Genomic DNA, 15,023 nt, shown 5'->3' with positions numbered 1-15,023 from the left:
ATATATAATCTCATTTTTATTTTAAAATTAAGGGAGAATAATGAGACTTAGTATTTTTGCTTCAGTCGCTATTTTAGCTACTTTTGCCATCGCAGAGACAAAGACCGAGGGCTACTCGGTGATGCTTCCAAGCGTCGAAGTCGAAGGCATTTCCGAGCAAGATAACCTAAAAGGCTACGTCGCCTACGATAGCGCTGAAGTAAACAGAAACGGACTTAGCAACAAGCAAACGCCTCAAACCATCGAAACTATCGATATCCAAAAAAATCGCAACTACGGAACGAACGATCTTTCTAGCATCCTAGAAGGAAACGCGGGCATAGACGCGGGCTACGATATGCGCGGCGAGAGTATAAAAATAAGAGGCTTTAGCGTAGACGGCGGAGATATATATAGAGACGGCGTTAGAGACTCGGGACAGATCAGGCGCAGTACCGCAAACGTCGAGCGAGTCGAGATTTTAAAAGGACCAGCTTCTATCCTATACGGCAGGAGCGACGGCGGCGCGGTCGTAAATTTAGTCAGTAAAAAGGCAAATTTTACCCCCGTTTATAAAGTCTCCGGTAGATACGGTAGCTGGAGTAGATGGGGGCTTGGCGCGGATGTAAACCACGCGGTAAATAATCAACTAGCCGTACGCCTAACCACCGACGGCGAGCGCGGTAAATCGTGGCGCGAAGGTATAAAGTATAAAAATTTTATGATAAGCCCTAGCCTCATCGTAACCAACCAAGGCGGCGACGTAAGCTTCGAGGCGCAGTATACGTACGACAACGCCTGGAGAGTACCCGATAGAACTCCGACCAAAGCCGTCTATGATAAGCTAGGTATCGATTACAAAAAAGGCTTTTCTCACGAGGGCGACTTTGTGGAGGATAGGCTACACTTTTTGCGCACGGAGTTAAATGCCGAGCTAGCAAAAGAGCTAAATTTAAAATGGGTTTTTGGATACAGAAAGGCTAGCCAAAATTTCGACCACTTTTTTGCGGGCAGTATCGTTAGCGGCAACAGACTAAGGCAAAACTACGCAAAGCAAGAGACGGATAACGAAACTATCTCAAACGCCTTTACACTCACCAAGGAGCTAAATTTCGAGAGATTTAAGCACAACATCGCAGTCGGCTACGATAACAGCATCGAAACTCGCCATCCAAGACTCTGGTATAGTAGAACCCATACGCAAGATATCAATCCCTACGCATCTAGGGGTAGCTGGACGTCAAATAGAAGCGTTCTGCTCACGACCGATAACAAACACCGCGCGATCAATCACGGCGTGTTTTTCGAGGATCTCATTAGCCTTGACGACACGTATAGATTGATGCTAGGCGGCAGGTTTGATTTTTATAAATTTAAAACCAGAAATATAAGAGGCCAAACAAACAGCTACACCGGCGACTCGTTTAGTCCTAGAGTCGGCTTTTTATGGGACTTTGCGACCGATCACACCGCTTATGTCTCGTATTCGCAGAGCTTTGCGCCCTACGGAGGTAGAGGCAACATTGGCATCAGCACCGAAGATACGTCAAGACTGGATCTAAAACCGCAAAACAACGTCCAATACGAAATCGGACTAAAAAGCACTTGGGCGGATAATAAATTTAGCTCAAATATCGCAGTCTTTCAGATCGAACATAAAAATATCCGCTATCAACCGGATCCCACAAACGACCCGTATACTTGGGCAGTTCGCGGTAAGGAGCGTAGCCGCGGTATCGAGCTAAACGTGCTAGGGCAAATTTATGAAAATTTATACCTACGCAGCTCGCTTGGCTACACGAACGCTAAGGTTACCAAAGACAACTCGAACCCGCTAAACGAAGGGCTTAATCTAAATGAAACCACGCGCTGGCAGGGCAATGTCTTTTTACGCTACGTAAATGCCGACAAATGGTACGTAGAAAGCGGCGTTACCGGCTACTCCAAGCGCTACTTTTACTCTACTAGCGGCGGTAGAATCCAAGAACAACACTTGCCTGGCTTTGCCAGAGTGGACGTGAGTGCGGGATATAGCTTCACCGAGCATGCGCAAATGACGCTAGCAATAAACAATCTCTTTGATAAAAAATACTGGCGCTCAAGCTCGAGGCTAGGCGACGAGAGGTCGTTTATGGTAAATTTTCACTATAATTTTTAATTAAATTTAAGTAGGCTCGTCGCGCGGTTAAATTTACGCGCGCGGCCCGCAAACTAGCATTTATCTCTCGCCTTTTTACGATTCTTAATATTAAGCTAAATTTAGATACATTTAAATTTTTAGGAGGATAAATGAAAGCTAAATTTTCTATCATAGCCGCTGTTTTGGCGCTAGTTGGATGCGGCGATAACAACATAGATACCGTGAAAAACTACACTCTGCCGCAGAAAAAATCAATGACGATAGGAGCAGCCGTAGACGGGTATGAAGGCTGCAAAAGCGTCAAGTGGGAGGATGTCAGCGCAAAGGATTTAAAAGCGGTCAAAGTAACCTGCGAGGTCTCGGACGCTATCCTTAAAGCCCAGTTTGACAGCCAAAACGCCAGATACGAGGAGGCCGTACAAAAAGCCAAAGACGAGGCGCAAAAAAACGTAGACAGGGCACTAGAGCAGATAATAAAAACCTATAACGACCTAAAAACCGAGGCCAGCGCCGATGCTAGCAAAGAAGAGCTGCTTGCGTTAGCGAATAAATTTTGTAAATACGACGAAGAAAAAGAAAAGAAACACACCTTCGGCGCGCCGGTAACCTGCGATAACGACGCTCTAGCTGGCGAGCTTTTGGATAAATATAAACTAAACGGAAAATCTTTTATATTTGCTACTTTCGTAAATCAGTTTCAGTGGGCTGCGCTTGACTCGCAGCGTCCGCCAAAGCCTATATTTTTCGGCGATATGCCAAAGAAAATCGACTCACGCACATATGAGATTAAATTTATCATAAACACAGATAAAACTGTCGATGTAGACCGTAAAGCTGCGATGATAGAGGACGGGGAGCGCAGGGATATTAGCGGTAGCGTGCTTAGCAAATTTTACGACAGATAGGGTTTGGCCGCTTGCGTCATTAGACGCCTGCGGCAAGCATTTTGTGGTTGCCTTTAAGGATCAAAGCACCTTCTTAGCGCCCGTAAAGTTGCGTAAGATTTACCGAGTATGAAGGCTTTTCTTCGGTAAAATCAAGAGATTTAACTTTAGTCTTTTTGTGCTTTAAAATCGTATTTAAATTTAGATTTAGCGCAAATTTTATCCGCGCTAGTTTATCTAAATTTAGGCGATTTAAAACGTAAGCGTTAGCCTTGATTTTGCTTTATTTACACTTCAAAGCTTGATTTAGCGCCCAAATTTATGAGGTGGGTTGTGCCGACCTCGCGTTTAGATTTGCGAGCTTTTACCGGCGATTTAGCTTTTGCGATACTTGCGCGGTTGCCGCAAACTAAATTTACGCTCAAATCCGGCCCGAATTAGACTTTTATTAGACCAGCAAAATACTTCATATAAACCTTGCAAATAAGCGCGACAAAGCGCGAATTTACGCCTGCAGCGTAAACGCCGTCTCGTTTTGTTTTTGTAATTTTGCGCTATTTTACCGCTTTTGCGAACTAGGCGAGCTTAGCCAGCTAGTTTTTAAAATTTGCATAAATTTAAAACCCTCAAATTTACTCTGGCGGCTTTTTGTATTTACTTTTTTGACTTTATACGTGCCGACGTTTTAGTTTGTCTTTTTACGTCGCGCTTGCCAAATTTAACGACTACTTCAAAAACGGCAACAAACGCAACCTAAATTTAGTCGCTGCGTCCAGGTAAAATCCAAGCGTAGCCAAGAAATTTAGTCGCAAACATAAAGGCTCAAAGAGCGGCATCTAAAGTAAATTTAACAAACTTAAAAACGCAAACTGGGCAATACGGTTTTACATTTTGCAAATCGAGTTTTACGGGTAAGCATAAAATTTAATGCGAAAATATAAAATTTGTAGTTTGAAAACAGCGACCGCGCAGGGTGCCCGCCTACAGGCCAAGCGTAAAAAGCGTAAAAATAGATGGAGAACAAAAAAAACACGACTAGCCGAGTTTAATTTATAAAACAAGGAAAAGAGGCGGACGAGAGGCAAAGCCAAACGCCCGCTTAAATTTAGAAGCGTTGTCCGATAGTAAATTCAAACGTGCTCGTATCGTCGCCGTCTTGCTTTTTGAGCGGTTTAGCAAAGATTAGCTGAAGCGGTCCCATAGGCGTTACCCACTCGATACCAGCACCCGCGCTGTATCTGCTGATGCGTCCGTCGATATGATCTACGATACCAGGAGCCGTGACGTTTGCGATCTTGCCGTGGATCACGCCGTAGTCAAAGAACAGCACGCCGCGCATCTTTACGCGCTCTATTAGCGGGAAGCTAAGCTCGGCCGAGCTATTAAACGACATATCGCCGCCCGTCTCATACCAACTGCCGCTAGAGACTTTGACTTTAGGAGAGACGGTTCTGCTCTCAAATCCGCGTAGATTTCTGATACCGCCTAGATATAACCTCTCGTTGATAGGCACCCAGCCGCGATCCCAAATTTTACCGAAGCTTGATTTAAACCTGAAAATAAGGTCGTAGTCCACCCACTCTCTAATGCCCTGATACCAGTTGAAATTCGTTCTGCTCTTTAAAAATTTCTCATCTCCGCCCACGCCCGCAAACTCTAGGCTAGTGCTTGCGATGATACCGGTGCGAGGCAGGTAATAATCATCTGTGCTGTTATAGGTGATAGACGGGATGAGCGAGCTTTTTAAACTCTTGCCGTCTTTGTAACCAACGGTTTTTAACACGTCGCTAAGCCCGCTGATACGGCTTTGTTCGATGATATAGCCCAAAGACGCGCTTAAATTTCTGGTTAGTTTTCTACCCACTACGACGTTTAAGCCGTATGATTTCTCGTCGTAGCTGTTCCAGTTATAGTCGTTAGCGTATAGCGTGCCGCCGAGGCTATCTTCGCTATCAAAACGGCGCGGGTTGGTTAAACCTATCTGGCCGGAGAGCTCGGTTTCGCTCCTATCGACGCTTACGACACCCTTCATGCCGCTACCAAACACGTTCGTATCCGATAAACTTGCGTTAAGTAGCAATCCGTCTGAGCTACCGTAGCCGATACCGCCGCTGATAGAGCCGGTGGAGGCCTCTTTTACTTTTACGAGTAGATCGACTTGATTTGCTCCAACGCGTTGTTCCTCGATCTCGACATCGTCAAAATAGCTCGTTCGCTTTAGCGCGTCCTTGCTGTCTTGTAGGTCGGTTCTGCTATATAAATTTCCCTCCGTGAGGTATAGCTCTCGTCTAACGACTCTATCTACGGTTCTATCGTTGCCTGAAATTTGTACGTTTCTTATATATACTTTTTCGTCCGGCACGACCTCGTAGACGATACTTACGGTCTTATCCTCGACGTTTTTCTCGGTTTTTGGATTTATCCTTACAAACGCATAACCCTTATCCGCCACGATATCGTCGAGCTTTTTCATGTCTTGCCTTAGGCGAGCGGAGTTCATCACGTCGCCGCCCTCTAGCCTAAAGTCTTTTAAAATTTTCTCTTTATCAAGCTCTAAAAACTCTGGAGCTTCGATATCTACGCTAGATACCCTATACTGCTCGCCCTCGGTCACGTAGTAGGTAAGATCTGCGGTGTAGTTATCCATGTAGGCGTTTAGATACGGGTTTGAGACAGTGGCGTCTAGGTAGCCTTTTTGATAGTATTTGTCTTGGATTCTCGCAGGATCATTCGGTAGCTCAAAAAGTTTAACCTTACCGTCGTTTCTACCCCACATCCAGCCCATAAATTCGCGCTCTTTGTTCGCTACCACAGGCTCCACGTCGCCATAATCAAAAAGCTTTGCGCCGACTAAATTTACGTTTTCTATTATGATATTTTCGCCGCGGTTTATGTTCATGGTGACAAAAAGGCTGCTTTCATTACCCGCTACTGGCTCTTTTGTTACGTCTACGATCGTGTCAAAGTAGCCCTTTGACTCGTAATACTGCCTGATGCGCTCTTTTGCGCGCTCGATGGCTAGCTCGTCGTACATATTGCCTTGTTTGATATTGATTAGCCCGTCGATAGCGGTTTTGTCGTTAGTCACTACACCTTTGATATCGATACGAGCGATGCTAGGCTTTTCTTTTACCGTTACGGTTACGTAGCCGCCCTCGTTTTCGATATATATATCGTCGAAGTAGCCCTGCCTAAAGAGCTTTGCGATCGCCCTATCCGTACTATCGCCGCTTAGATCGTCGCCGACTTTTAGCCCCATTATCTCCTTTGCCGTTTCTGGAGACAGATGCACAAGACCTTTAAAATTTATGGAAGTTATCTGCTGGGCATTTGCCAAAACAGCACCCAGAAGTAGTAAAAAAACGCTTTTTTTCATTTATTTAACCTAAAAGTGATGATAAGGCTGTATAATAGCACATTTTATTTTTAAACAATATAAATTTAAAAGGCGAATTTATGAAAATCGGTATCGTAGGCCTAGGACTCATCGGCGGCTCGCTAGGTCTTAGCCTAAAAAACGAAAAACTAATCAGCTGCGTTAGCGGCATGGATCTAAGCAAAGAGCACGAAAAACAGGCGATTGAGCTCGGTCTCGTGCATGAAATTTTGACGCTTGAGCAGATGAAGCAAAAATGCGACATGATATTTCTAGCCATCCCCGTAGAAGCCATCATCAAAATCGTCAAAGAATTTGAAGGCATCGGCGAAAACACGACCATCGTAGATCTAGGCAGCACCAAGCAAAAAATAATCGAAGCCGTACCAGAGAGCATCAGACAAAATTTCATTCCCGCGCACCCGATGGCGGGCACGGAGTACTCCGGTCCGACCGCCGCCTTTTCTGGACTTTTTAAAGACGCTGTCGTAGCCATCTGCGACTTCAAAGAAAGCGGCGAGATGCACGTCAAGCGCTCGGTCGAACTCTTTTCGCACCTGGGTATGAAGATTATTTTTATGAGTGCAGCCGAACACGACCACCGCGCCAGCATCATCTCCCATCTGCCCCACGCCATCAGCTTTTCGCTAGCTAGCAGCGTACTAAAAAAGGAAAACAAAAAAAATATCATAGCGCTAAGCGGAACGGGATTTAACGGCATGATCAGGATCGCCAAAAGCTCGCCCGTGATGTGGACGGATATCTTTAAACAAAACAAGCAAAATTTGATAAATTCGATAGACCTTTTCAAAAAAGAACTTGACGAATGCGAAAATTTAATTAAAAACGAGAAGTGGGACGAGCTGCGAGAATGGATGAGCGAAGCTAGAAAAATACGCGAAATTTTATAAATTCGGGCGCAAATTTACCTTAAATTTATCGCTTTTTAGTACAATCGGCGTCTTTAAGATTTAGGAGATTTTTATGAGAAGACGCGGCAATGGGAATTTGATATTTTTCGGCGTTATTATTTTGCTTTTAGTTGCGGCGATAGCTTTTTTATTTACTTCAAAAACATTTGAGCGCGAAGCGCCGAGCATCGCTATCTCAGATCAAATTTACTGGAACCTAACCTCGCCCCTACCGATCAAAATAACCGACGAAAGCGGCGTAAAATCGGTTAAAATTTCGCTCGTAGACGAAAAAGGCAACGTAAATTTGCTAACTCAAAAATTTGAAGCACCGTCTGAAATCGTCGATTTAAATTTGAGCTTTCCAAAAACGGGATTCGGCGCGCAAAAAGATATCTACAATATCGTGATCGAGGCCACGGATACTAGCAAATGGGGATTTTTCCTCGGCAACACGCAAAAAAAAGAGGTTAAAATCACCGTCGATAACAAAAAACCCGACGTAAACATCCTAAACCACTCGTACGCCATCACGAAAGGCGGTAGCGCGACGGTCGTGTTTAAGGCCACCGACGAGATGCTAAAAGAGGTCTATATAGAGACGAATTACGGTAAAAAATTTATCCCGAGCAAATTCGTAAAAGACGGCTACTACGCCTCGCTAGTGGCATGGCCGGCGCAGCAAGGCTCGTTTAGCGCCGACGTCGTAGCGCTTGATGCGGCGGGAAATATAACCAAAAGTAAGATAAGATTTTTCTACCAAGATAAAAAATACCGCATCTCAAAGATAAAACTGGACGGCCAAAGTAGATTTTTAAACGAGAAAATCCCCGAGCTAGCGCAGCAATACGCCAAAAATTACGACGCGATGAGCAATCTGGAAAAAATGAAATTCGTAAATGAAAATCTACGCGAGGCAAATGAGAAAATAATCTCGCAAATCGCTGCAAAAGTCGAAATAGACGCGGCGGAAAATTTTAGCGTAAATAAATTTTACCCGCTAAAAAACGGCAAAGCGGTGGCGAGCTTCGGCGACCACAGATACTATACCTTTGAAGATAAAGACGTAAGCGAAAGCTGGCACATGGGCATCGACCTAGCCTCGACGCAAAGAGCCGACATCGTCTCTAGCAACGACGGCAAGGTAGAATTTGCCGCAGAAAACGGCATCTACGGGCGTAACGTCCTGATAAATCACGGATTTGGCCTTTTTTCGCTCTACGGACACTGCAGCTCGCTAAATATCAAGGCCGGCGACTCCGTTAAGGCCGGCGACATCATCGCAAATACCGGTGTTACTGGCTTAGCTATGGGCGATCACTTGCACTTTGGCATGCTGGTGCAAGGCATAGAAGTACGCCCCGAAGAGTGGATGGATAACGGCGGGATGAAGGATAACGTAACCGGCGTTTTGAACGCGGCTAAAAAAATGGTCGAATAAATTTACCGTTTTGTTGTAAATTTGTTGTATAATGGCAAGAATAAGAAAAATAAGGGCGAAAATTTGAAACAAACAACTATAAAATCAGCCGTAGAAGGCGTAGGAATCGGGCTTCACAAGGGCGAGCCGATAAAAATCACGCTTGAACCGCTCGGGGCAAATTCAGGAATAATATTTTACAGAAAAGACCTCGGAGTGAGCTTTAAGGCAGAGCCGAAAAACGTGATAAACACTCAAATGGCTACCGTAATCGGCGGCAAAGAGGGCTACATCTCGACGATTGAGCACCTTCTTAGCGCGATAAATGGCTACGGCATCGACAACATCCGTATCGTTCTAGACGCCAACGAAGTTCCCGTTATGGACGGCTCGGCGATAAGCTACTGCATGATGCTCGATGAAGCCGGCACGGCGGAGCTTGACGCGGACAAAAAAGTAATCGTAATCAAACGCCCGGTAGAAGTAAACAAAAACGGAAAATTTGCCAGAGTAACGCCGTCGAATAACCCAAAATTCGACTTTACGATCAAATTTGCCCACCCGATAATCGGCGAGCAAAATTACGTGTTCGAGTTTAGCAAACAAGCCTACATCGAGGAGATCGCGCGCGCTAGGACGTTTGGATTTTTAAAAGACGTGCAGATGTTAAGGGCGCAAAATTTAGCCCTCGGCGGCAGCCTAGACAACGCTGTGGTCATCGACGATAATAAAATTTTAAATCCTGAAGGCCTGCGCTTTGAAAACGAATTCGTTCGTCATAAAATTTTAGATGCGATCGGCGATCTAAGTCTGATGGGCGCGCCTTTGATGGCTGATTATACGAGCTTTGCGGGTAGCCACGAGCTAAACCACGAGCTAACGCTAGCTATCCTAAGCAACGATAAAAACTACGAAATCGTCACGCTAAAAGGCGATTTCGCGCGCGAGTACCAAAAGGTATTTGCATAAAAAATATCCAAATTTTAGTTATCGCTCTTAGCTCGCCGCTAATCGTCGGCATTTATGACGAAAACGGCGAGCTTATAGAGCAAATTTCTAGCGAAGAAAAATCCGACGTCTCTCTCGTAAAAATAATGGACGAGATTTTAAACGGCGGCAAATTTAATCTACGAAAAATCATCTACGCAAACGGCCCGGGAAGCTTTATGGGCGTAAAAGTCGCCTACGTCATTTTAAAGACGATTAGCATCGTAAAAGAGTGCGAATTTTACGCGGTTAGCGGCTTTGAGCTAAACGGCGGCGCGCCGATACGGGCAAATAAAAACTTAAGCTTCGTAGATACGCCCGATGGCATAAAACTACAAAAAGCGCAAGCGGGCGAGTTTGGCTTACCGCAAAATTTAGCCGTTTTAAATCTAAAATTAGATACTCTACCAAATTACGTTATACAAGCCGTTTAGGAGATTTTTTGCAAATTTTAGTTCCCGCCACTAGCGCAAACATTGGCCCCGGTTTTGACGCCTTAGGACTTGCCCTAGAGCTACACAACACAGTCGAGATAACGAGGGCAAACTTCGCCTCCGTGAGCATTTTGGGCGAAGGCAAAGACAACGCGCTTCTTAAAAAAAACAACATTTTTTTATCTATTTTCAATGAAATTTACGTCAAACTAACGGACAAAAAAGATACTTTTCGCATGATTTTTACCAATCAAATCCCGTTTTCTCGCGGCCTGGGTAGCTCTTCTGCGGTCATCACTTCCGCCATCGCGGCAGCTTATGCGGCGGCTGGATTTAAGGCGGATAAAAGCGCGATTTTAAACCAGGCGCTAGTTTACGAAAACCACCCCGACAACATCGCTCCGGCGACGCTTGGCGGTTTTGTTAGCTCCGTCGTTGAAAACGGCAAAGTAAAATCTCTAAAAAAACATTTAAGCGCCGATATCAAAGCCGTCGTCGTGATCCCCGATAAGCCCATGAGCACTAACGAATCGCGCGCCAAGCTACCTAAAAATTTCACTATGGGCGAGTGCGTTAGCAACCTCTCTCACGCCGCATTTCTCACGGCTTGCTTTTTTAGCGAAAATTACGAACTTTTAAGAACGGCGGCAAAAGACGTCATGCACGAGCAAATCCGCATGCAAAACCTGCCAGAGCTCTTTGAAGTGCGCAAGATAGCCTACGAAAACGGTGCTCTTTTAAGCACGCTTTCAGGCAGCGGATCGAGCTTTTTAAATATCGTTTACGCGGGCGATGCGGCAAATTTAAAACAAAAACTGCAAGATAAATTTAAGAGCTTTCGGGTTGAAATTTTTAATTTCGACAACGACGGGATAAAAATCCTACAAAGCTAAAAAAAAGCTAAAAGAAGTTATAATAATGGCTCAAAAATTTATCCCTATCAGGACGTGCGTGGTCTGCAAAAAGCGCTTTGAACAGCAAATTTTGCGTAGATACAGACTGATAAATTCTTCGCTATTTTTCGGAAACGGAAACGGACGCAGCTTTTATCTTTGCGAAGAATGTCTAAAAAAAGACGAGAAAATTTTAAGAAAATCGCTCGGAAGAGTCGCAGGCAGCTTTATAGCGACGCTACAAAACGGGCAAAATTTAAAGGAGATACTCTTAAATGGGGACTGTTCGAATTTCAGAGATAGCAAATGAGCTCGGTTACAATAGCAAAGAGGTTTTAGAAAAGGCTATTGAACTTGGGCTAAAGGTCAAAACGCACTCAAGTGGCGTTAGTCCTGAAGAAGCGGCGGCGCTATACACCTACATCCAAACCGGCGAGATCCCCGAAGCTCTCAAGAAAAAACCGGAAAAGAAAAAACCGACCGTTAAAAAGGCGGAAACCAAAGAGGGCAAAGAGGAAAAAGAAAACAAACCTAAAGAAGCTAAAAAAACAAGCGCCGCAAAAGAAGAAAAGCCTTTGCCGAAAGAAAAAGTAGAAACAAAAAACGACGAAAAATCCAAAAAAGAACAAAAAACAGTTACTCAAAAACCGGCAGAAAAAGCGCCAGAGCCAAAAACGCAAGTAGCACCAAAAGAGGAACCAAAGGTCGAACCTGCCGCCGAGCCGGTCCAGCCAAAAGAGAGCCTAGCCGACGTTAGTCTGCAAAAAAGACGCGGTCTAGTCATCGTAAAAAAGAAAAAAGACGAGCAACCAGCGCCTAGGGCAAGCGAGAGAAAAGAGTCTGCGCCGCCGCTAAATTTGGAAAATATGTTTAAATTTAGCGACGAAAAGATCGAGCGCAAAAAGAAAAAAGAGAAAAAACCGGTCATCGCAACTAAAAAAGACGGCGCCACCAAGATGGATCTACTAGGCGACCGAGATATGGCCGACATCGTGATAGACGATGAAGACGTAGTTATATTGCCTGATTTTTCAGTTCGAACGCAAACTCCGGAGCCTCAAAAAACAAAACAACCGACAAATACGGGCTACAAGCCGGTGCTAAATAACTCGGTAAGTTCATTTCTCGAGCAAGGCACTGCGCGCAGGCCTCGCAAAAAACATAAAAAATCGCAACGCGCCGACCATAACGGCGAGGCGGTGACCTACGTCGAGATACCAAAAGAGATCCGCCTATACGAATTTGCCGATAAGATCAACAAGCAACCTAGCGAAGTCATCGGCAAGCTCTTTATGCTGGGTATGATGACGACCAAAAACGATTTCTTAGACGAGGATGCGATAGAGATTTTGGCCGATGAATTCGGTATCGAGGTAAATATCGTCGATACGCAAGAAGCGTTTGACTACGTTAAGGCCTACGACGAAGAAGAAGAGCGGCTGGATGATGCAAATTTAACCGTCCGCGCTCCGGTTATCACCATCATGGGTCACGTCGATCACGGCAAAACCTCGCTACTAGACTACATCAGAAGCTCGCGCGTAGCAGCGGGTGAAGCCGGCGGCATCACGCAGCACGTAGGCGCCTATATGGTAAATAAAAACGGCAAAAACATTACCTTTATCGACACTCCGGGTCACGAAGCTTTCACCGCTATGCGCGCTAGAGGAGCCAAGATCACAGATATCGTTATCATCGTGGTCGCAGCCGACGACGGCGTAAAACCTCAGACCAAAGAAGCCGTGAGCCATGCAAAAGCCGCCGGCGTCCCGATCATCATCGCGATAAACAAGATGGATAAGGAGGCCGCAAACCCAGACAAAGTAAAAAGCGAACTAGCCGAGCTAGATATCCTATCTACAGACTGGGGCGGCACGTACGAGTTTGTACCGATCTCCGCAAAAACCGGTATGGGTATAGACGATCTACTTGAGATCGTACTCTTGCAGGCTGAAATTTTAGAACTAAAAGCAAACGCAAAGGCAAACGCAAAAGCAGCCATAATAGAAAGCTCGCAGCAAAAAGGCCGCGGTCCGGTAGCTACCGTTATAGTTGAAAACGGCACTCTAAAAGTCGGCGATATCGTGGTCGCAGGCGTCGCGTACGGTAAGATAAGAAGCATAACCGACGATCAGGGCAAAATTTTAAAAGAGATAAAGCCGGGCGAATGCGGCGTGATAATGGGCCTTAGCGAGATTCCAGAAGCCGGCGAAACGCTAATAAGCGTCAAAACCGATAAAGAAGCCCGCGAGTACGCACAGAAAAAAGCAGAATACCTACGCCAAAAAGAGCTTAGCAAGACGACGAAAGTAAGCTTAGAAGAGCTTAGCGAAAAGATAGCCGAGGGCGAGCTAAAATCGCTCCCCGTCATCGTAAAAGCCGACGTTGGCGGCTCGCTAGAAGCCATCAAGGCAAGCCTAGAAAAACTTCGCAACGACGAGATAAAAGTAAATATCATCCACTCAGGCGTGGGCGGCATAACTCAAAGCGACGTAGAGCTAGCCAGAGCGAGCGAAAACTCCGTGATTTTAGGCTTTAACATCAGGCCGACGGGCGAAGTGAAAGAAAAAGCCAAAGAAAGCGGCGTCGAAATCAAAACCTACAACGTCATCTATAACCTGATCGACGATGTCAAGGCGATCCTAAGCGGCTTAATGTCGCCTGTCATCCACGAAGAGCAGCTCGGTCAAGCACAAGTACGCCAAGTCATCAACGTTCCTAAAGTAGGCGCGATCGCAGGCTGCATGGTGACTGAGGGCACGATAAACCGCGGCGCAAAAATCCGCCTAATCAGAAACGGCGTGGTCGTGCACGAAGGCACTGTAAGCTCGCTAAAACGCTTCAAAGACGACGTGAGGGAGGTTGCGCGCGGCTGTGAGTGCGGCGTGGGCATCGACGGCTACAACGACATCAGAGAAGGCGATTACATCGAGAGCTTTAAAGAAGTAGAGGAGCAAGCTAGCCTATGAACCCATCGGAGATAAAACGCCTGCGCACGCAAAGCGTATTAAAAGAGCTACTGCCCGAGGCTCTATCTACGCTTGAGGACGAGCTTTTACGCGGACTTTGCGTAACCGACGTCGAGTGTAAAAAGGGCAGATACGACGCGTTCGTTTATCTTGATAAAATGATGTTTGACGTGCGTGAGCAGGCCTATATACTAGACCGCCTAAAGCGCGTATCAAAGCACCTGCAAAATCACTGCATGGCGGCCGAAGGCTGGTATAGAGCGCCGAATTTTCACTTTAAATTTGACGATAGGCTCGAGTACCAAAATCATATGGATGATTTGTTTGAAAAAATTTCAGAGGATCTAAATAAAAATGCAAAATCTTGAAAATCTGATCTCGCAGTGCGGCGTGCAGCTCTACGACGTCGAGGTCGCAAACGAAAACGGCAGAGCGATCTATAGGATCTACATCGCAAAGCCCGGCGGCGTAAATTTGGACGACTGCGAAAAGGTTTCGCGCCTACTCTCGCCGATATTTGACGTCGAGCCGCCGCTTAGCGGAGACTACGTGCTAGAGGTTAGCTCGCCCGGACTTGAGCGAAAGCTGGAAAAACCGAGCCATTTTATCTCAAGCGTCGGAGAACTAGCCAAAATCTCGGCCGAAGTAAACGGCGAAAATAAAAAGCTAAAAGGCAAAATCATATCCGCCGATGGCGATGAAATCTCGCTTGAAAGCGATGGTCAAATTTTAAAGATAAAAATCGCGAATATAAAAAAGGCAAAAACCTATATCGAGTGGTAAGCCGCAAATTTAAAGGCTCGAATTTAAACTAATATCCCGTCAAATTTTAGGTTAAATTTTACAAATTTGAGCGCTTTAAATTTAGATCGCAAAGCTTAAACGCGCCACGGTCAAATTTCTTAAATTTAACCTCAAATTTACAAACCGCCTCCGCATAAATTTAAATTTCCCCCAAAAAGCACAAAAAAAGGCGATGCAAATTTCGGCGATTCTGCCCGCATACTCCCCAAAGCGCGCAGCGTAAATT

General features: G+C 45.4%; 13 protein-coding genes. 11 read left to right on the top strand and 2 right to left on the bottom strand.

What is annotated here, in order from left to right:
• The first annotated feature begins 40 nt into the window (after nucleotides 1-40).
• Complete coding sequence (locus RYL88_RS06775) at nucleotides 41-2,137, top strand: TonB-dependent receptor (RefSeq protein WP_314990004.1); 2,097 nt, start codon at nucleotides 41-43, stop codon at nucleotides 2,135-2,137.
• 131 nt (nucleotides 2,138-2,268) lie between these two features.
• Nucleotides 2,269-3,024, top strand: coding sequence for a hypothetical protein (locus RYL88_RS06770; RefSeq protein ID WP_314990002.1), 756 nt, complete (start codon nucleotides 2,269-2,271; stop codon nucleotides 3,022-3,024).
• A gap of 266 nt (nucleotides 3,025-3,290) precedes the next feature.
• Here RYL88_RS06770 and RYL88_RS06765 read toward each other — a convergent pair whose 3' ends face one another.
• Together RYL88_RS06765 and bamA are read right to left on the bottom strand one after the other, a co-directional pair.
• Nucleotides 3,291-3,428, bottom strand: coding sequence for a hypothetical protein (locus tag RYL88_RS06765; protein WP_314990000.1), 138 nt, complete (start codon nucleotides 3,426-3,428; stop codon nucleotides 3,291-3,293).
• A gap of 680 nt (nucleotides 3,429-4,108) precedes the next feature.
• The gene (gene bamA, locus RYL88_RS06760) at nucleotides 4,109-6,379 is read right to left on the bottom strand and encodes an outer membrane protein assembly factor BamA (RefSeq protein WP_314989998.1); all 2,271 of its coding nucleotides are present in this window, start codon (nucleotides 6,377-6,379) and stop codon (nucleotides 4,109-4,111) included.
• An 80-nt stretch (nucleotides 6,380-6,459) separates the two neighbouring features.
• On the opposite strand from bamA, the gene RYL88_RS06755 reads away from it, so the two are divergent.
• The 9 genes from RYL88_RS06755 to rimP all read left to right on the top strand — a co-directional run bounded on the left by RYL88_RS06755 (nucleotide 6,460) and on the right by rimP (nucleotide 14,776).
• On the top strand, nucleotides 6,460-7,290 hold the full coding sequence (locus RYL88_RS06755) for a prephenate dehydrogenase (RefSeq protein WP_314989997.1): 831 nt from the start codon (nucleotides 6,460-6,462) through the stop codon (nucleotides 7,288-7,290).
• A 73-nt stretch (nucleotides 7,291-7,363) separates the two neighbouring features.
• Nucleotides 7,364-8,731: a M23 family metallopeptidase gene (locus tag RYL88_RS06750; RefSeq protein WP_314989995.1), complete on the top strand. Its 1,368-nt coding sequence runs from the start codon at nucleotides 7,364-7,366 to the stop codon at nucleotides 8,729-8,731.
• 63 nt (nucleotides 8,732-8,794) lie between these two features.
• Nucleotides 8,795-9,679 (top strand): UDP-3-O-acyl-N-acetylglucosamine deacetylase, encoded by an 885-nt coding sequence (lpxC, locus tag RYL88_RS06745; protein WP_314989993.1) that lies wholly within the window; start codon nucleotides 8,795-8,797, stop codon nucleotides 9,677-9,679.
• A gap of 125 nt (nucleotides 9,680-9,804) precedes the next feature.
• Nucleotides 9,805-10,131 (top strand): glycoprotease, encoded by a 327-nt coding sequence (locus tag RYL88_RS06740; protein ID WP_314989991.1) that lies wholly within the window; start codon nucleotides 9,805-9,807, stop codon nucleotides 10,129-10,131.
• 8 nt (nucleotides 10,132-10,139) lie between these two features.
• Nucleotides 10,140-11,024, top strand: coding sequence for a homoserine kinase (gene thrB / locus RYL88_RS06735; protein WP_314989989.1), 885 nt, complete (start codon nucleotides 10,140-10,142; stop codon nucleotides 11,022-11,024).
• Between the two features lie 25 nt (nucleotides 11,025-11,049).
• Nucleotides 11,050-11,334: a DUF448 domain-containing protein gene (locus RYL88_RS06730; RefSeq protein WP_002947517.1), complete on the top strand. Its 285-nt coding sequence runs from the start codon at nucleotides 11,050-11,052 to the stop codon at nucleotides 11,332-11,334.
• Complete coding sequence (infB, locus tag RYL88_RS06725; RefSeq protein WP_314989987.1) at nucleotides 11,300-13,993, top strand: translation initiation factor IF-2; 2,694 nt, start codon at nucleotides 11,300-11,302, stop codon at nucleotides 13,991-13,993. The genes RYL88_RS06730 and infB overlap by 35 nt, the downstream gene beginning before the upstream one ends.
• Nucleotides 13,990-14,361, top strand: a complete 372-nt coding sequence (gene rbfA / locus RYL88_RS06720) for a 30S ribosome-binding factor RbfA (RefSeq protein ID WP_314989986.1) — start codon at nucleotides 13,990-13,992, stop codon at nucleotides 14,359-14,361. The genes infB and rbfA overlap by 4 nt, the downstream gene beginning before the upstream one ends.
• Nucleotides 14,348-14,776 carry a ribosome maturation factor RimP gene (rimP, locus tag RYL88_RS06715; RefSeq protein ID WP_314467593.1) on the top strand — a complete coding sequence of 143 codons (429 nt, stop codon included), beginning with the start codon at nucleotides 14,348-14,350 and terminating at the stop codon, nucleotides 14,774-14,776. Before rbfA ends, rimP begins: the two co-directional genes overlap by 14 nt.
• The last annotated feature ends 247 nt before the right edge of the window (nucleotides 14,777-15,023 follow it).

The sequence above is a fragment of the uncultured Campylobacter sp. genome (assembly GCF_963517995.1).
Lineage (GTDB): Bacteria > Campylobacterota > Campylobacteria > Campylobacterales > Campylobacteraceae > Campylobacter_A.
This window is presented reverse-complemented; position numbering and strand designations above follow the sequence as displayed.